Origin of the sequence: Postechiella marina (genome assembly GCF_039538365.1) — a bacterium.
Taxonomy (GTDB): domain Bacteria; phylum Bacteroidota; class Bacteroidia; order Flavobacteriales; family Flavobacteriaceae; genus Postechiella; species Postechiella marina.
Window position 1 is genome coordinate 455,648 of record NZ_BAABCA010000005.1, and the last position, 20,407, is coordinate 476,054.

At 33.3% G+C, this 20,407-nt stretch carries 11 protein-coding genes; 2 read left to right on the forward strand and 9 right to left on the reverse strand.

Features of this window, described 5'->3' with window-relative positions; genetic code table 11:
* Positions 1-12 precede the first annotated feature (12 nt).
* The 6 genes from ABD715_RS13395 to uxaC all read right to left on the reverse strand — a co-directional run bounded on the left by ABD715_RS13395 (position 13) and on the right by uxaC (position 12,355).
* Positions 13-1,311 (reverse strand): glycoside hydrolase family 117 protein, encoded by a 1,299-nt coding sequence (locus ABD715_RS13395; protein ID WP_344788784.1) that lies wholly within the window; start codon positions 1,309-1,311, stop codon positions 13-15.
* Between the two features lie 18 nt (positions 1,312-1,329).
* Positions 1,330-3,315, reverse strand: coding sequence for a right-handed parallel beta-helix repeat-containing protein (locus ABD715_RS13400; RefSeq protein ID WP_344788785.1), 1,986 nt, complete (start codon positions 3,313-3,315; stop codon positions 1,330-1,332).
* Positions 3,316-3,320: 5 nt separating this feature from the next.
* On the reverse strand, positions 3,321-5,180 hold the full coding sequence (locus tag ABD715_RS13405) for a sulfatase-like hydrolase/transferase (RefSeq protein ID WP_344788786.1): 1,860 nt from the start codon (positions 5,178-5,180) through the stop codon (positions 3,321-3,323).
* A gap of 83 nt (positions 5,181-5,263) precedes the next feature.
* Positions 5,264-8,092 carry a glycoside hydrolase family 2 protein gene (locus ABD715_RS13410; RefSeq protein ID WP_344788787.1) on the reverse strand — a complete coding sequence of 943 codons (2,829 nt, stop codon included), beginning with the start codon at positions 8,090-8,092 and terminating at the stop codon, positions 5,264-5,266.
* An 11-nt stretch (positions 8,093-8,103) separates the two neighbouring features.
* Positions 8,104-10,944, reverse strand: a complete 2,841-nt coding sequence (locus tag ABD715_RS13415) for a glycoside hydrolase family 2 protein (protein WP_344788788.1) — start codon at positions 10,942-10,944, stop codon at positions 8,104-8,106.
* A gap of 7 nt (positions 10,945-10,951) precedes the next feature.
* On the reverse strand, positions 10,952-12,355 hold the full coding sequence (gene uxaC, locus ABD715_RS13420) for a glucuronate isomerase (RefSeq protein WP_344788789.1): 1,404 nt from the start codon (positions 12,353-12,355) through the stop codon (positions 10,952-10,954).
* A gap of 142 nt (positions 12,356-12,497) precedes the next feature.
* Between uxaC and ABD715_RS13425 the strand changes: the two genes are divergently transcribed.
* Positions 12,498-13,649: a hypothetical protein gene (locus ABD715_RS13425; RefSeq protein WP_344788791.1), complete on the forward strand. Its 1,152-nt coding sequence runs from the start codon at positions 12,498-12,500 to the stop codon at positions 13,647-13,649.
* Between the two features lie 101 nt (positions 13,650-13,750).
* Here the strand turns inward: ABD715_RS13425 and ABD715_RS13430 are convergent, their stop codons facing one another.
* On the reverse strand, positions 13,751-15,166 hold the full coding sequence (locus ABD715_RS13430; protein WP_344788792.1) for an alpha/beta hydrolase: 1,416 nt from the start codon (positions 15,164-15,166) through the stop codon (positions 13,751-13,753).
* Positions 15,167-15,455: 289 nt separating this feature from the next.
* Between ABD715_RS13430 and ABD715_RS13435 the strand changes: the two genes are divergently transcribed.
* Positions 15,456-16,619, forward strand: coding sequence for a hypothetical protein (locus tag ABD715_RS13435; protein WP_344788793.1), 1,164 nt, complete (start codon positions 15,456-15,458; stop codon positions 16,617-16,619).
* A gap of 41 nt (positions 16,620-16,660) precedes the next feature.
* Here ABD715_RS13435 and ABD715_RS13440 read toward each other — a convergent pair whose 3' ends face one another.
* Together ABD715_RS13440 and ABD715_RS13445 are read right to left on the reverse strand one after the other, a co-directional pair.
* On the reverse strand, positions 16,661-17,770 hold the full coding sequence (locus ABD715_RS13440) for a glycoside hydrolase family protein (protein WP_344788794.1): 1,110 nt from the start codon (positions 17,768-17,770) through the stop codon (positions 16,661-16,663).
* A gap of 106 nt (positions 17,771-17,876) precedes the next feature.
* On the reverse strand, positions 17,877-20,324 hold the full coding sequence (locus tag ABD715_RS13445; protein WP_344788795.1) for a hypothetical protein: 2,448 nt from the start codon (positions 20,322-20,324) through the stop codon (positions 17,877-17,879).
* Positions 20,325-20,407: the final 83 nt, after the last annotated feature.

Here is a 20,407-nt window from a genome sequence, read left to right on the forward strand (position 1 = left end):
CATGATCTAAAATTATTTAGCTTTTAACTTATTGGTTTCGGCTTCGTTTCTTTTACGTTGCTCGCCACTTAACCCATGTGTATAATGAAACTCTGGGCTATAATTATAATGGTGATCTTTCATTTTTTGATCATCGACATCCAAACTTAAATCACAATCAAAACGTGTAAGTATCGAGTGTCTCCAATTACCGCCAGCATTAATAAAATGAGAAATACCCCAAGTAATACCTCTACCATTTTTGGTGTCTGTAAAAGCATCTGGTATAAATGGACCAGCTGCTACAGGTAATAATTCTGTAATAGAGGCAATTTCGAAATTTACCCAATCTTCGGCATACTGAATGGTGTTATGTTCTTGCCCATCGCGTTGCACAATAGCTGCAACACCTTTTTTAAACGGAAACAACGTTGTTTCGTGACCTGAATTAATAACTGGGTTTAAAGGATGTTTTGTAAAAGGGCCTAACGGATCTTCGGCAATAGCCAATCCTTGCATTCTTATTTTAGATGGTTTTAGTTCTGGACGCTTATCAAAATCACCTTTGTAATACAAGTATATTTTTCCATCGTGTACTAATGGATATGGATCGTGAATGGAGTATTGATCCCAAGAACCTTCTGGCCCGTTTGGAATTACAATTTTACCTGTATGCGTCCAAGGTCCATCAGGAGAATCGGCCCAAGCCACAGAAACAGGGCAAAAATCGCCACGTAAACCACTAGCTTCCATAAAAGCTTGAAAATACAAATAGTATTTACCTTTAAATTTTAAAATATCTGTGGTGGTAACAGAACGCCAACCTGCCTCTGGTTTTGGAGGTCTAGGCACTGCAATGCCTTCTTCTTTCCATGTAAAACCGTCTTCTGAAGTAGCATACCAAATGTCGGACAAATCCCAATCTGCAGAAGGAATAACATCGGTTGCTTCTTTAGCTCTAGACATACCTACGGGTTTTACAGGCGATTTTCTTCCTGTGTACCAAACGTAATATTTTCCATTTTCGAAGATAACTTTTGAAGGATCACGTCGCGTTATTGTTCCGTCGCCTCCATTATAATCGAAGCCTTTTAACTCTGTATATTTAAACTGCGTATATAATTCGTTTTGCTCTGGACGAATAGACGAATACGCATCGTAATTACGCTCTACAGCAGCACTTAGTGGTCTATTTGGTTTTTCTGATGGGATAAAAAAAGGAAATTCTTCTTTTACTGATTCTTCACTTTTAGTTACAGTTTCTGCTTGCTTTTCTTGACAAGAAAACAATATGGTAGAACATGCTACGATGCTTAATAGGTACTTTTTCATATTAGTTAGTTTAGTGTGTTATTTTAGAGATGATGTGTTTAATTTTTTATAATCACTACCTGGCGTCCATGCAAAATGTTTAGGTGTCCAGTTTACTCCAGGAACCCAAGCTTGTCCACCAAATTCATAAGCGCCTAAATCTGGTGCTTTTCCTTTAGTATTGTTCGTGATGTTTTTAATTTTTAAACCTTTATCAATTACCGAAGCATCTTTAAAAGGCATAAACAACTTACCTTCTTCAACTAAAAAAGGACGTTTAGCGTATTGTTCGTTATTTTTAAAATCGTTATCGGCTTCTTTTCCTTTAAATTCTTTCTCGTCAACTCTATATTTTTTTCCATCTCCAGAATCCCACCAAGGGCGCACATCAGAAAAATTATTATATAAAATATTATCTTCTACATTGGTTTGAACACCATTTCTCTTTGGCACCCAAGAATTTATTACTGCTTCTTCAGGCTTACCTACATTCCAAAATGTATTGTTATAAATTTCATTTTTTATGGCGTTCCAATTAAAATGTAATCCTGCCCACTCAACATCCCAAACTACATTGTGGTGCACTATGTAACCAGCAGCATTATTATCTAAATAAATACCAGTTGCTTTTTTACCAGCATGATTATCATCTGAATACGCATCATGAAACCAGTTATGATGCACTTCTATGTTTTTAGGAATACTTCTTCCGGTAACATAAAACAAGCCTCCATCGGCTCCAGAAATTAAACACTTTTGCACATGATTGTAAGCAAACTCACTATCATCTCCGGTAACTTTAACACCATCTCTTGCAGAGCCATAAAATGAATTTCTAATAATTTTATTTCGAGCCCCAGAGCTGTTTAATAAATGTGCGTGTATACCAATGGTGTTAAAATATTGTACAATATTATTTTTTACCGTTGTGTTTTCTGCATCTCTATCAAGATATAAACCATTTAAAGTACCGTGTTCTAAAACACATTTTTCTATACTGTTATGATACCCTTCTAACACCTGGATAGCTGCATCTTTTAGTGCTGCACCGTTTAAATTGGTTATTAGTTTTTCTGCACCATGTTTTACCATGCAATTGGTTATTTTGTTATGATTTCCTTTTATGGTTATCATCCCTCCAAAAAAGTTAAGACCTTTTACATGAATATGGTTTTTGTAGATTTGAGCAGTATGACTTCTAGTAGCAACTTCAACGATATCTTTAGTTGGTTTTTCGCCATTAGGCGCATAAAAATAGAGTGTTTTGGTTTGTTTGTCGTAGAACCATTCGTTTGGAGCATCTAATACTTCTAACTTATTCATTAAATAAAAAATACCACGATGCCCATTCTCTAACCTTTGCGGGCTATGTGTTTTTCCAAAAGGCCACTTATCTGGTAAGGTTTTAAAATGAACGCGATGTAAATTTGGAGTATAATTTGTAATGGCTCGTTCCCAACTGCAGCCACTATGTGCACCCAAATAATGGATAATTCCACCTGTCCAATCTATATTCGGGATTTCTAAATTACTGATGTATGACATTGACCAAGTTCCTTTGGTTTTATCAATAAATTTAGCGTCTAGAGAATATTCATTATCATCACTATCATTTGGCCAACGTGCAATTTGCATTTTTTTATGATTGTAATAAACATTATTACCATCGCCCAAAACCATATTTACGTTATTTGCTTTGTAAATGTTTCCAGAATACGGTTCCCAATTTGCTATAGGCTTTGTAGCCGATATTATGACAATATCATCTTTATACCTTGTAAAAATGATGGGCTTCTTTTTAGTGCCTGAATTTTTAGGTGAAATATTTTCGTAATATGTACCTTCATGAATATAACAAACATCTCCTGCTTTCAATACTTTTGAAGCTTGTGCTATTGTTTGAAACGGATTTTCAATAGATCCATTTCCTTTAGATGTATTAGCTCCATTTACATGGTATTCTTTAGCAAAAGCATGACATGAAACTACCAAAGAGCACATGACAGAAAGTATTTTAAACTTCATTTTTATTATTTTAAATTTAACTTATAATCATGAGCACCTGGAGCAAAATTGCTATGAAATGTTTTAGTTCCTGTTCCCCATTTTTCCCAATCAATTTCTACACGATCATCGCCTAAAACAATAGATGTAAGCTTGTCTCTCATTTTATTAGCAATCTTTCTGTACGCTTTTTTAAAGGCTACATTGTTAATTTCTTTAGGGTCTTTTGTGGTGTGGTACAAGCTAGCGTCTATATTTTCGTAAGGTGCATTTATTGCCCATTTAATATTTTCTCCTTTTTTAGTTTTTCTAGGTCGAATTTGCATAGAAAACACATACTCTTTAGTTCTTATATAAGCTCGTGGCCCTGTTGCTGCATGACTTTCGCCAATAATATAATCTCGTACAGGCGCAGTTCCATTAGCTATGTTTGCCATATCCATACCATCTAAATACGCATACTTTTCAGATTTTAAATTAGCTCCACCATCGGCTAAAATTGTGGGCGCTATATCTACAAACTCTGCATAATTATCAACCACTTTTCCTGCAGGAAATTTCTTTTTATCTGAAGACACAATAACAATTGGGTTGTGGCTATCTATATCCCAAGGTGTACATTTAGAAACCGCTCCGTGTTCATTTAACTTCCAACCATGATCTCCGTGTACATACACAACCGTCCAGGGTTGATTTTTAGATTCGCTATAGGTAATAAAACCATCTACAGCTTCACCAACTAAAGCATCTCCATAGGCACAGAACGCATAATAATCCTGAATCATTTTTTGTTTTTCTTCATCTGTAAAATGGTCAGATCCACCGTGGTTAAAAAAGCCTTTAATTTGCTTCGGAATCAGTTTTAACTCTTCTTTAGTTAATACAGGTACTTTATAATTTTTCTTTTGAAAACGAGCTCTATAATCTGCAGGAGGTAATACTGGTGTATGCGGAAAGTTATACCCTAAATGCACAAATAAGGGCTTATCTGGATCAATGCCTTTTACCGTTTGAGAACCTACCGTAAACTTCTCATTTTTATTGTTTAAATAATCTTTTAAAACGATATTGTATTGTCCATCTCTGTTTTTTCCTGCTGGTTGCGGACTAACACCAGAAAGTATCATACCTTTATCAGGGTGCTTTCCTTTTTTATCGTTGTAGTGACGAAAAATATCGTATTTCTTATTCATTGCCTCCGTCATGCCTTTATACTTTGGTCTTTGCGCTTCTAAATCTAAAGAGGCATACAAAAATGTACCATCTGGTTCTACAAGAAATTCTGCACTTTGCAATGGTCTTTCTAACTTTTCTCCATCAATGGAACGAAACCAATCTTTACCCCAGTCTGTAAGACCTTCTTTATGCATTTTTTTAAAACTAATATCGTTTTGATAAATTTGATGTGCTTTAGTTTTACCGTTTTCAAGTGTTTTTAAACGTACGCCCAATTTACCAACATGAAACGTTTGGTAGCCTTCACTAGCCATTTGCTCTGGTAAGGTTGGCTTGAAATGTTCTGGTGTATTGTTGTAATATTCAAATTGATAAACTCCAGAATGCCAAGGATAACGCCCTAGGTGCATTGCCGATCGAGAAGGTGCACACACTGCAGAATGACAATACGTGTTTATAAACGTTGTTCCCATTTCTGTTAACTTATCTATACTTGGCGATTCTACGTAACCAAGTTCACTCATTTCTCTATTGTGTAATATCTTATTAAATGCTCTTACTGCATCGTAACGATGGTCGTCTGTAACAATCCAAAGAATATTAGGTTTTTGTTGTTTTTCATTAGTATTGGTATCTACTTTAACATTAAACCCCATAGCTCCCAATAAAATGGCACCTATAATGGTTAATACTACATATTTTGCTTTCATAATATATTTTTAAAAATCATTACAAGTTATTTAAACCTCTTTACATAACCTTAATTTGACTTTTCTTCCATTTTCGTAAAAACCTAGAAATCAAAGGTTAAGTCAATTTTAATCATTTCGTCATCGTTACCGAAAATCATTTCTTTATTACTAGTAGGCCCCATTTCTCCAATTTCCTTAAACTTAGTTCCTATAGGTGAAATGTTTTTAACAAAAGAAATATCTCCACTTGGCCATTTCGTATCGTCCGATCCTCTTAATGCTTCTGTAGGTTTATCTGGCGTAAGCATACGTAAAAAAGTATGTGTATTATGGTTGTACACACTAAAACCGTTATTATTGTTACCACGAATTTTTGCCCAATATAAACTAGAGAAATACCCTTTAAATTCTGGGTACACATATCCAGACTGCCCTGTAATTGTGTTGTTATAATCGTTTTCCCAAACCTTTAATTTTGTTCCTTTCATGCGGTTACGCCAAACCCTGTATGGCCCATCTCCCAACCATTTCATTCCTGCTACTTCTTTTTCGGGAAAAGAAAATGTAACACCTTTAAATCCTGTTGTTTTTCTAGTGCTACGCATACCTACATTTAAATCGACTAACCCATTAGAATGAATAGTCCATTTCAAATATTCCTGAATCATCTGGTCATTATCTTCCCAATCCCAATATTTTCTTTTGGCTTTCATAAGCGCCTTTATTTCAACCTTTTCTTTAGAATTTGTTACAGAAACATGATCGACTTCATTTTTACTATCTAAAAGAATAGGACCATTTGATAACGGAATTAAAACGCCATTTTTAACAACCTTCTCAATTAAGCCTGTTTTAGCAGAAAATGTTAATTCTAAATCTTTTGTTGAAACATTAATTTGAGAATCGTCAGTGCTAGTTGTTATTTCTGCGTTTCCGGAATAAATTATTTTGTTTTTATTGTAAGCCTTAGGAAGTTTAACAGGATAAGACCAAGTAAATAATTCCATACCATGTTGGTCTGTAGCTGTTAAATAAAGAGCATCTGCATCAGTCCAGTTTTGCGGTAAATTAACATGAAATTTTCCTTTATGCTCTGGTGCTATTGAAGGTAGTTTCACGAGGCTTTCAGAAATCACCTGTTCTTCTGCAGAACCTTTTGGACCATCAAACTTAACCCATTTTGCTCGCATAGTACAAGCATCTAAATTTGTAAAGTGATAACGGTTTTCTACCTTGAACATGCCATTAAAACCTTCTCGAATATATCGTTTTTTTATATGAATAGGAGACCATACTTCTTTTACTGTAAAATAACTGCCTTCTTTTTCGCCATAAGGTCCCACAATACCATCTGGAGCGTGGTTTCCATCGGCATCTAACACACCGTTTTTATCTGTTCTAACTACTGCTTCATCTGCAAAAACCCATAAAAAACCTCCAGCAGACATATGGTCTGAATACATTCTTTCCCAATATTCTTCTATACCTGCGCCATGTCCGCCATCATATAAACCATGTAAAAACTCGGTTGGAAAATAGATTTTATCTTTTGCATAACCATCATTTGCAAACGTATGGTAAGGCAAATAATGAAATGTGTTTGTTTTTCTAAAAATTCCCCAAGGGTGAATCACCTCACGTTTTTGAATGTCCCATTTAGCAAATTCATCATCCAATTCGGTATTCCAACCTGTTTCATTTCCGTTATCCCAAATTACGATAGATGGATGGTTAACATCTCTTACTATAAGCTCTTTTATCAATTTCTTTCCTACCTTGGTGTCTAAGTAAGGCGTATGCCACGTACAAAGCTCATCGAGTACAAATAACCCCAAAGAATCGCAAGCCTCTAAAAAATGAGTGTCTGGCGGATAATGAGACATACGTACCGCATTCATGTTCATGTCCTTTATCATTTTTACATGCTCAATACTTAATGCTTTTGAAGTTGTTCTACCAGATTCTGGGTAAAAAGAATGATGATTTATACCCTTAAACTTAATTTGCTGGCCATTAACATAAATACCATCACTTTCTCGAATTTCTACGGTACGGAAACCTATGCGTTTTGTAAGGCTATGTAATTGATTTCCTTTCTTATCTAATAAATCTATTTGAAGTTGATACAAATTGGGACTTTCAGGGTTCCAAGTTTTTATATTATTTGCTTGAGTTGAAAGTGATATTTTACCTTCTTTATTTTCAATACTTATGTTAGTTAATTCTTGAACCAACTCGCCATTTAAGTTAAGAAGTTTAGCTTTTACCGAACTTGCTTTTTTTGATGCTGTAAAAATATCTGCCTTAATGTTTCCATTTGCTTGTGCATCAATAGCAACACGTTCTATAAACTGCTTTGGCAAAATTTCTAAATACACCGGACGAAAAATACCGCCAAAAATCCAGAAATCTGTATTTCGTTCAGCAGAATTTATAGATTTGTTAGCAGACATTTTATTCACCTTAACCTCTAGTAAATTTTCTTCGCCATATTTAAGAAGCTTAGAAACAGCGTACTTAAATTCATAAAAAGCACCTTGGTGAATTTCGCCTGCTAATTTGCCATTTATTTTTACCTCACAGTCGGTCATAACACCTTCAAACACAATTTTTACTTCATTGTTTTTCCAATTCGCAGGCACATTAAATTTGTGTTTGTACAAACCATGCTCGTCGTGATATTCTTTTTTTACTTTGTAATCTCGACCGTAATTATAGTTTCCAAAACCTTGTAATTCCCAACAAGAAGGCACACCAATTTTTGTCCATTTTTTACTATTCATTCCATCTGAACAATAAAAATCCCATGCTACGGTATGGTCTTTATCTGTACCAGATAAATATTTAATTTCTGTTCTTGTTTGCGCTTGAATGTTTTGAAACAAACAAATAACAAGCGTAAATAATGCTAATTTAGTTATGGTTTTCATGTTTTGGTTGGTTAAAATTGAAAGGTTAAATCTAACGCTATTAAATCGTCATCATTTCCAAAATAATGCTCGTTGTTACCCTGTGGCCCCATAGAATCTGAGTTTTGAAACTTAGTACCTATTCCAGGGATATTCATAACAAAAGAGATGTCTCCTTCTGGAAAATCGGGATTTAATCTCGTTTTATCTTTCCCTTTTTTTCTGTTGTCTTCTTCAGACTTTTCGGGTGTTAACATTCTTAAATATGTGTGTGGTGTTCTGCAATACACATTAAATCCGTTATCGTTTTTTCCTTTTAACTTAGACCAAGTTAAACTCGAGAAAAACCCTTTAAACTCTGGGTAAACAAAACCCGATTGACCTGTTATGGTATTGTTATAATCATTCTCCCAAACTTGATATCTGGTACCTTTCATTCGGTTTCTCCAAACACGATATGGGCCATCTCCAAGCCATTTCATACCTGCAACTTGGTCTTCTGGAAAAGAAAACGTAATACCTCTAAAGCCTTTTAAATTTCTATTGCCTTTAAATTTCACATTCAAATCTAATAAGCCATTAGCATGTATAGTCCATTTTATAACATCTGAAGCATATTCTTTTACCGTAGACCAACTTGGAGAATATTTGGTTTTCTCGTAAATAACATTTATTTCAACTTTATCTTTTGTAGGAACTACAGCAATTTTTTCAATTTTATCTTTCTGATTTAAAATAATAGGTCCGTTATTTAAAGGAATTATTTTATCTCCCTTTTTAACCTCTAATAATAAACCTGTTTCTTCAGAGAATGTATATGTTACATTTTGTACTTTAACATGAATTTTACTGTCTTTAGTATCTGTTTTTATAGCCGATTTAGCAACTACAGCTACTTTAGGACTATATTTATCTTTTGAAGTTGATACCGGATAACTCCAAGTAAATATTTCTTTACCATGAGCATCTATTGCTGTTAAGTGCAAAGCTTCTGCGTCTTGCCAATTTGCTGGTTTTTCTACTGTAAATTTTCCTTTTGTTAACGGAGATAAATTAGGCAATTCTACTTTACTTTGAGAAAGTACTTCGTAATTATTCTCATCATTAGGACCATTAAAGGCAATCCATTTAGCAGTCATCGATACCTGATCTAAATTGGTATAATGGTAACGATTCTCTAATCTAAATACGCCATTAAAATCGTTATTAATAAAACGTTCTTCAATATAAATTGGCGACCAAACTTCTTTAATAGTAAAGTAACTCCCTTCTTTTTCGCCATAAGGCCCAACAATACCATCGGCAGCTTTTCTGCCTTGTAAATCTATCTCATTATTTCTATCGGTACGCTCAATACCTTCATCTGCGAAATCCCATAAAAACCCACCAGCACTTAGTGGCAAGTTCCACATTATATTCCAATAATCATCTAATCCTGCGCCATGTCCGCCATCAAATAAACCGTGTAAAAACTCGGTAGGGAATAATATTTTTTCTTTTGAATACGAATCGTTTATTAAGGAATGGTAATGGCTATAGTGAATGGTATTTGTTTTATTAAAAATACTCCAAGGATGAATAACTTCACGATTTTGAATATCCCATTTTGCATAATCGTCATCCACTTCAGGGTTCCAACCTTGTTCGTTACCATTTGCCCAAAGTATAATGGAAGGGTGGTTAACATCTCTTACCACGGTTTCTTTTACAATTTTACGAGCCACTTTAGTGTCTAGCATTGGGTTGTGCCATGTACAAATTTCATCAATAACAAATAACCCTAATGAATCGCAGACGTCTAAAAAGTGAACATCTGGCGGATAATGTGCCATACGCACCGCATTCATATTCATATCCTTCATTTGCTGCGCTTGCTCTATACTCCATGCTTTTGATGTGGTACGACCAGATTTTGGGTGAAAAGAATGACGATTTACTCCTTTAAATTTAATGCGCTCACCGTTTACATAAATACCATCTGCTTCTAGAATTTCAACAGTTCTAAATCCAATACGTTTATTTATACTATGTAGAACTTCTTTCTTTTTATTTAGAATTTGAATAGTTAAAGTGTATAAATTAGGAAACTCAGGATTCCATGTTTTTATAGTCTTTGCTTTAGTCGATACATTCCATTTACCATTACTTCTTGAGTTTTCTGTAACTGATAAATCTTGAATTTTATTCCCATTAGCATCAGATAGAACCATTTTTACTGAAGCTGCCTTTTTTGAGGTTGTAAAAACATCTGTATTAATAACACCACTTGCTTTAGCATCTATAGCAACACGTTCTATATTATCCTTCGGAGAAACTTCTAAATAAACAGGTCTATATATACCACCAAAAACCCAAAAATCTGCATCGCGCTCGGCATGATTTATAGATTCGTTGGCAGAAACCTTGTTTACTTTTACTTCTAATAGGTTTTCTTTTCCATAGTTTAATAGTTTGCTAATAGCATATTTAAACTCGTAAAAAGACCCTTGGTGAATTTCTCCTGCTAATGTGCCATTAATTTTTACTTCGGCATCTGTCATTACTCCTTCAAAAACAATCTTTACTTCATTGCCTTTCCATTCCATAGGCGCAAGGAACGTATGCTTATATAAACCATACTCTTTGGCACGAGTTTTTACATCATCACTCCCGTAATTATAAGCACCAAAACCCTGTTGTTCCCAACAAGAAGGCACTCCTATTTTGGTCCACTCCCCACTTTTCCTTCCTTCAGAAGCATAAAAATCCCATTCTACCAAGTTGTCTTTATCTGTACCAGATAAATATTGAATTTGAGTCTTTGTATTCTTTTGCGCAAAATTTACCTGAGATAATAGTAAGAAAGCTACTAGAATTAATTTTAATTTCTGCATTACTAGTTTAATTAAAGTTGAAATAATTTTTGGCATTATAGTAGCAAATATCTTGCACCATTTTATTAAGCAAGTCCATATCTTTATTTATTAAGCCATTCTCAACATCATTACCTAACAAATTACATAATATTCTTCTAAAATACTCATGCCTTGGAAAAGATAAAAAGCTTCTAGAATCTGTTAACATACCAATAAAACGACTTAACAAGCCTAAGCTTGACAAGGCATTCATTTGATTTTCCATACCTATTTTTTGATCTAAAAACCACCAACCAGAACCAAACTGAATTTTACCAGGAATGATTCCGTCTTGAAAGTTACCAATCATAGTAGCAACCACCTCATTTTGAGACGGATTTAAATTATAGATAATAGTTTTGGTTAGTTTGTTTTCTATGTCTAACCTATTTAAAAATTTAGACATAGCAGCTGCACCGTTTACATCGTGAATAGAATCGAAACCTGTATCTGGACCTAGTTGACTTAATAATCTAGTGTTATTATTTCTTAAAGCACCATAATGAAATTGTTGCGCCCAACCCTTATCGTTATCCATTACTCCCAATTCGTAAAGCATTGCAGATTTAAATTTTCTAATTTCTAAAAGATCTAGTTCTATCCCTGATCTAATCTTAAAAAAACTAGTTTGAATTTCTTCACCAGTATAGTGCTCTGCATAAAATTCTTCTATTCCATGATCTGATAATTTACAACCTAAGCTAGCAAAAAAGTCATGTCTTACCTCTAGAGCATTTAATAAATCATTAAAAGTAGAAATCTTTATTTCTGAAACTGCTGCCAACTTATCTATATATACATTAAAGGCTTCTGCATCTTCTACAGCCATTGCTTTGTCTGGTCTCCAGGTAGGAAATACTTTTGTTTTACATGTTGAAGCAGCTATTTGTTTATGATACACTAATGAATCTATAGGATCGTCTGTAGTGCATACCACTTCCACATTCATCATCTCCAAAAGCCCTTGAGGCGTAAAATGATTCATTTTTAATTTATCGTTTGCTAAATCCCAAACTTCTTTTGCTGTATCTCCATTTAAAATACCATTGTAGCCAAAAAAAATTTTAAGCTCCATATGCGTCCAGTGGTACAATGGGTTTCTTAAAGTATGTGGAACCGTTTTTGCCCAAGCCTCGAATTTTTCCCAATCTGTAGCATCTCCAGTACAATACTTTTCAGAAACACCATTGGTTCGCATAGCTCTCCATTTATAATGATCCCCATATAACCAAAGTTCTGTAAGGTTTTTAAAATTCTTGTTCTCTGCTATTTGTTTGGGACTTAAATGACAATGGTAATCTATAATTGGCATTTTAACAGCACTTGAACTATACAACTCTTTGGCTGTATTAGTCTCTAATAAAAAATCGTTATCTAAAAAAGGTTTCATTTTATGTAGTATAAGCATAATTACTTCGACTCAAATCTATTAATACGCTTTTATTTTTTTAACTTTAACGCTACTTTAACGGTAGCTATAACGGTTATAACATATAAATACAAACTACATAAGTATAAAATACTTTAAGTAAATGCAGCTAAAAAATCATCAAAAACAAAGTATTGTAGACAACATAAAAAAAAGCAATACATTTAAAAATGCACCAACAAGCATTGCATTATTGCAGTACTTATTTAATGCAACCAACGACGATGTGCATTTAAAAGAAGGTGTTATTGATATTGAATTTTTTGGAAATAAAGAAAGCACAGAAAAAAACACCCCAAGAGTTAGAGTTAATGTCTATAACCTTAGAAAAAAACTGACTGCTTATTATACAAATGAGGGTAATAATGACAATTGGCGTGTTATTATTGATAAAGGCCAATATAAGGTTAGGTTTGAAAAAACACCATCAAAAAACATACTCCCTAAACGTATAAATTGGCCACTTCTTTTACCTTACCTTGGACTGCTTACTGCTATTATTATAATATTTTACTCCAACAGAACTCCTAATCCCTCTGTAATTTGGGATAAATTCCTTTCTAAAGACACTCCAACAAATTTATTTATTGGCGATCACTTTGGTGCTACGGGAAAAACTATTACCAATAATATGGGGTGGACAAGAGATTTTAGTATAAATAATGTTGAAGAATTTTATAACTTATTAGATACCAAGCCAGAACTTAAAAATGAAATAAAACCAGCTAATTACTCCTACTCCACAAGAATGGCTGCTTTAGCAACTCAACAATTTCAACAATTTTACCAGCACTACAACAAATCTTTTGACATTCGATTTACCACTCAAACTTCAATCTCCGAAATAAAAGAAGGTTATGCTATTTATGTTGGACCTACAAAAAACAAAAACCAATTTATTCACTTTTTTAATGAAGGAAACCCATATTGTAAGATTAAAGACAATTTTTTAATTATAGAACATCACCCTTTAATATCTAAAAGCGAAATAAAAATTAATAACACAAACCACAGAGAAGAATATGCTATTGTATCTAAATACCCAAGTATAAACAACACAGAACATTTTGTATTCTTTTCTCAGCACGATATTGGTGTTAGTGGCACTGTTGAATATTTTACAAACCTAGATAGTTTAACAGCCTTTAAAAACAAACACTTAAAAAACAGCGAATATTTTACCGCTATTTTTAAAGTAAAAGGACAGGATAGAACAAATACTAATATTAAGCTAGAAATGGTAGTTCCTTTTTAATTTTGAGTTATTTAATTTCTATTGAAAAGTAATACAATTCTTGTATACATGGCGCCATAAACACCATATTACACAACCTTTTATCTTACCATAAGAAACAACTACTTTTGCTCCCCAATATAATTTTCAATAGAAGGTACCCAAGTTCTATTGTGCTTTTCGACTCCTTGAAAATTAAAAAATCTAGCTTTAGAATTAGGTTCCATTTTTTTTGCTCTTTCATTCATTGCTTGCGGATCTGTTTCTGGCCAAAAACCAGTATCTAACCGCAGCATTAAGGTTTCAATAGCAGACAGCCATTCGCCACTACTAAACATACAGTGCCCCCAATTATTAACATAAGCACTTCTAAATAGTTTTGAATATCCTTTTTGCTTCACTAATTCTTCGTAGCCTTGTGTTAATACAGGATAAACTAAGCCATCACCACTAGTATGGATTCTAAGTAATGGAACTTTAGGTTCTCCAACATGTGTTCTACCTGGTGCACTCCAATATTTAATAGCGATAGGATCTGATTTAATACGCGGTGCCGCATTAATTTTTTCAAAATCAGTTAAAAGATTAATTCCTGCTTCTTTATATAATAGCTTAACAGCAGTTTTGTAATTTTTATTTCCATTGTTAAACAGTTCGACATAATCAATTCCTTCATTAGATCTTAACTGTCCTCCTCCTGCCCTTTCAATCATTGAGGTCCCTTTAGTTTTTAGATTTGGAAGAAGCATAGCCATACTATAATACATACTTTCTTGTAACGCATGTAAATCTGTTATATCTGGCTTATCCACTATAGCATTTCCTCGACCACCCCATGCAGGCCACTGACCAATAGTTATAGCCAAAGCAATACGAGCACGCCCTTCTGGAGTTTTTTGTGCTTTATCTATTGCTTTTTTCCATTTAATACCTAATTCTTCCAATTGCTCATTCTCATAATTAAATAGATTTACTATTGGTAACTCTGGCGCTATTAATGACTGCATAACAAACAAACCATCTAAATGCATATTTGCCATCCATTGGCTTGTGGCTGCACAAGCAGCAATTCCGCCATCAATTCTATCCGAATATTTTTCTACCATAGAAAGAGTAACCGTACCACCTCCAGAACAACCAAGTTGAATAATTCGTTTTGGTTTTCCAAAAGCTACTTCAAATAAATCAAAAATTGTAACAAAATCATGAGCTTCATGTGCTGGATCATAGCTTTTACTTCTATCTTTTCTACGATGTGTCCCAGATAATGCATAACCTTTTTCTAACAACAACATACTCAAGTATGAATTAGCTTTATTACAAAAATCGAGATCATTCAATAATGTTCCGTTCCATTTTTTTGGCACACGAATCATATATTCCGTTTGCCTAATAGGAAGTGTTCCTTTCAGCTCTCTATAATTAAGCTTAACCAAATTGCTATCTAAAACGTCTTTAACTTTGGGTAAATTCCAATCGTCTGTCGTTGTCTGCTTGTTTTGTCCATTAATATCTTTTGCCAATAATATCAATAACATTATTAAAGTCCTACTTAGCCACTTTTTCCTATTTTTTAATTTCATAATTCTAACTTATAAATCTATATTCAAAATCCTCCTTACACATTTAATAGATACAACTTTTTAATATTTTAGGTGTCCAACAACTTCATATTAAAATAGTCTGTTTTTCTATTGGTTAAATTAGCTTCTCTTAATAAAAGCACCAAAAAAAACTATCTTTAAACGGTTTTATACATGTTAAAAACACAGCTTTATTCTATTACACTAAAGCTATCTCTACTTCCTTTTTGTTAATTTAGCTAACATGAAAAACACCCATGACATAAAAGCAATTGAGACAGCTTTTGAAAAAATAATAACCAATAAAGTTTTTAAAAGATCCTCTCTTCAAGAACGGATATTACGCTATCTAATTAATGAAGCGCTTTCAGGAAAAGATGTAAAAGAGCATTCTATAGGTATAGAATTGTTTCAAGATAAGTACACTACAAACCAGAATAACAGTAGAATTCGTTCTTATGTATTTTATCTACGAAAAAAGTTAGATGAATATTATAAAGGACAAGGACGTAACGAAACCATTATTTTTAATATAGAAAAAGGGCAATACAACTTAACATTTAACAAAAATTCGCACCTTATTAATACAACCAAAAATAAAAATGTTAATAGTTTACCAAAAAAAACAGTCCTCTACTCTTTAATAGCAACCACTGCACTAATAGCAATACTTTTTCTAGCTACAAAATTTGCTAAACCTTCTTATATATGGACACCTATATTTAACGGAAAAACCATTTGTATTGTTGCAGATAATTACATGGTTGCAAATCAATTTAAAGACCAAGAAAATATGTTTTCTTCAATAAAAAACGTAAATAATGAAGCAGATTTATCTCTCTTTATTAAAGAGAACCCAAACCTAAACTTAAAAGCAGCTAATTTTACAATGTCCAGTAAAATGGGCCCTTTTGGAATCCATTATTTAAACCAATGGTTTAGGGCATTTGATGAGAATTTTGATATTCAACTAGAAAGTGAAACTCAATTTTCTGACTATAACAAAGCAAATATTATATACATTGGACAAGCCAAAAACATGCAGGCTAGCCAACCATTTTTTTTACGTGATAGTAAAGCATTTGAATTATTGCTTGATGGTTTTCTTTATAAACAAGAAAAAAAAGCTAAACGTTATGTAGCTTCGTATGATAAATTGACTAGTCTAGAATACGCTATGGTTTCGTACCAGAAACTTGATAATGGCAAATTCAACATATTTTTTATTTCAAATCATGACATTGGAGTAATGGGCATAATAAAAATGTTTACTTCTAAAAATAAACTAAAAGAGTTTACAAATCAGCTTCCATCATCAAACTCGCAATTTAATGCCTTATTTAAGGTAACAGGTCTAAAACGAACAGAAATAGAGTGCGAACTTGTAGAATTAGAAATTTTAGAATAATTCTATATTTTACTTACACAAAAAAGCTATTCTTGAAAGCTTTAATACTCTATAGGGATAGCAATATTACCATTAACATCTCCATCGTAAACCGCAACATAAAGCATTTTTGGTTGCCCTTTTTCGTTGGTTAAAACAAAAGGACGTTCTACACGTTTAGGTTTCCAAACAGTACCATCTGTTAAGGTAAATTCTTTTTTCATAAATATTTTCCTTTCATCGGCTTGCCAATCAAATCCATTTTTAGAATTAAAGAGAGCCAATTCACTTTTACCCATAACATGGCAAACCATATAATATTTATTTAAAACTTGATCGAACCACATACAAGCATCTTCTGTCTGCACCTCATCAAAAACAGGTTTTGAATTGAAATTAAAAATACCTTCTGGAGCATCCGAATTACCAACTAATTGAATTCTAAATGTTTTTTTTCGATTAACATCATCGCCCTTCATTATCATCAAATATTTATTATCATGATAAACAACCGCAGGGTTTACAGCTATACTTTTAAACTTAACGCCATCTGGCTTTACAACAACATTTTCTGATCGTTTAAATGGTCCAGAAGGCTTATTTGCCACCGCTACACCTATACATTGTTTGTCTCGTATTCTAGATCTGTTATTTTCAAACCATTGGTTATCTGGATACACCATGCCTTGTCCATCTTCTTCTAAAAGCGTTTTAACATCATTAGCTATGTAGTACAAGCAAATTTTGCCCTCTGCAACAATAGCGTAAGGGTTATGAGAGTTGTTAATATCCCAACCACCTTCTTTTTTATCTTTTAAAACAACATTTACAAATTTAAAAGGGCCTTCGGGTTTGTTTGAAACAGCATGAGCTATTTCGCAATGCGTCATCCAACCTTTATGTTCGTATTTCTTGTTCCATCTAGAATAGTATGCGTGATATTTCCCTTCCCATTTTACAACGCTTAACCCCCAAACATAGTAACCATCTTCCACAAGAATTTGTGAGCTTAATGCATTATTTCTAAAGCTTTCTACTTGCTTATTTGACAACGGTTTAAAGCTTAAATTTTTATAATTTTTTATTTCTGGCGTATTTACAGTTTGTTGTAACTCTTTGCAAGAACAAAAATTAAAAAGAATGATAATAATAAAGAGGCTTCTAATTTTCATAAAATAATTCTGAATAATATATTAAGCACTCAAAATTAGAAAACAAACACACTTTAAAGCATCAAGATTGGGTAAAAAATAAAAACAAATGGTCTAATTTATATTATTAATTCTCTAATTTAGAATAAGCTATCAACAATTCTCCATTTAGCATTCTCCCTAACAACTTACCTGCAAAATTAGCTTCTGTTATGCCATTATCTTTTCCATCAAATTCTACAATCAAGTCTTTTCCTTTTCGTTTTATTTTAGTCACTTTACAGCCTTTACCAAAATCAACAACTTCTGATGCTCCATATCGCAATGATTTAATATCAATATCCTTTTGAGCATTAAACCCTTGCTCGCTTTGTATAAGAAGTTTGATATTTTTTGTGTTTTTATCCAGCTTCTTTTTATTTAAAAGTTTTATTCTTTTATGTATTGTTAATGGCACAATAATGTTTTTAGAGCTATGATTATCTTTTGCCAAATCGTCTCGTTTTGGCACATCTATCACCGCTAAAGACAGGTGAGATGCTCTACCGTACTCATCTTGTAAAACATGAGGACGCTCTAATTTATACCAATTGGTTTGTGTACCATCTTCATAAGCTGTGTTATGTGGTGTATAAGCGGTTCCAGGGTTAAACTTCCAGTGTATGCCATCTGGTGAACGCAAATAAATGGCTCTATAATCCCAAAAAGCATTAATCATCATATGAAACTGCACTTCATCCTTCCATATCACAGGATCTTCATAATTAGATCCCCTATATTTTTCTGGAATTATAGGATTACCTTGAATAGGCTTACTTAACACTTTATAAGGGCCTAATGGGTTCTTATCTTGACTCCTCATTATTGCTCCTGCCTTTGTTACAAATAAAAAGCGACCATCTTCCAACTGAACTCCAGATAGGTTTCTATAAAACCTATACGATCGACTTTCTGATTCACCAGAATTCTTCCAATCGACTTCTATAACTCCCAAGCGTTTCCATGGACCATTCATAGATTTTGATGTAAACAAAGTAGCTTCCCAATTAATTAAAGAATACAACATAAAAGTACCATCGTTAAGCAATACAACATCTGGGTTATGCCCTAAGCCATTACCAAATTTATAAGCTGTATCTTCCTTAACTAAATATGGGCCAGTTGGCTTATCTGAAACCACATGAGCAACAGTAGAAAATGGCCATTCCCAATGCCCTTTAGTTGCATTAGCAGGCCAACGTGTAACACACATATGGTATTTTCCATCTTTATCTTTTACCGGTCTTCCTCCCCAATAACTCCACTCCGGATCTTCAATACCGTTTTCGGCATCTCGCGGTAAAACACCATCTGCTCCCCAAACATTAGATGTTAATTTATTATGAATAGGCATTGGCAATATTAAATCGCTAAAAGATGCTCCAAAAACTGCTTTTACTTTCGCTTTCGCTGATATAGAAGCTTCACTTTTATTACCACTATAATCGTGAGCACAAACAATATAGGAATTTTCAACACCTTTTGAAGGTGTATAATCTATAAATGAATTTTTAGTAAGCTGACGCGCTATTTCTTGAAGATTTTCACCCTTTGAATCGCCTCGATACACAGTGTAATATTTAACATCGTTATCGACACTTTTTTTCCAATTAATTTTAACCTCTGTATCAAAAACATTTGTGGTTAAGTTTGTTGGTGGCTTAGGCTTTACCTTATCTATTTTTGTTATGGTAACCACAGGAGATTTTGATGATTCTTTCCCACTAACCCGAGTTACTAAATAATGATATTGTTTACCATTAATTAAGTTAGTGTCTGTAAACTCTAAAGACTTTAAGTTATTTGCTATTTTTATATAAGCAGCTCCTATCTTTTCTCCTCGATATACATTATATCGTGCCATTTTAGTCTCCATGTTATCCTCCCATTTTAATTTAACACCAGTAGAAACCACTGTTGCATTTAAAATATTTGGGCCATTAGTTTCTGGCGCCTGTACACTTATGTTCACATAGTTTAAAAACACTTTTACACCTTCGTTAGAGTATAAAGTTGCTCGAACAAAAGGCATACCTCCTTCGGCATCTTTCTTTTTAACCTTATACACGCCTTTAAAATGCTGAACTTTTAAATCGCCACCCATAAGCGCTTTTTTTTCGGCTAAAATCCTTTCGTTTTCACCAAATACTAAGCTTAATGTAACTTTAGCATTACAATCGTATTCTGAATCTGCACCAAAGCCCCAATTCAATATATCACCTTCAGATATTTTAGAATATGCTGATATATTATTTAAAATATTAGACTCTATAATACCAACTGGAACCGAACTATACATTCTCCCTTTAAACAAAGCCATTCTACTATCTCCCGTTAATTTAGATGGGCCATGGCTATTATTCCAATGTGGAGATTGCAATCCTTTTCGCCACGAACCCGCAGGTATTAATTCGAAATTACCATCGTTTACGTTTTCTTTAGGAGAGTTATCTCCAAGCAAAACTATTTGAGCTTCAAGCACATTACTTAACACCGCCAAACCAAGACACAAGGCAAGTTTAAAAAACTTCATCATTATAATTTATAGGTTATATTTATTTTATTAAAAATACAGACAAACAAGCTTTTAGACATATAAACTATATTAAATTAAGTTTT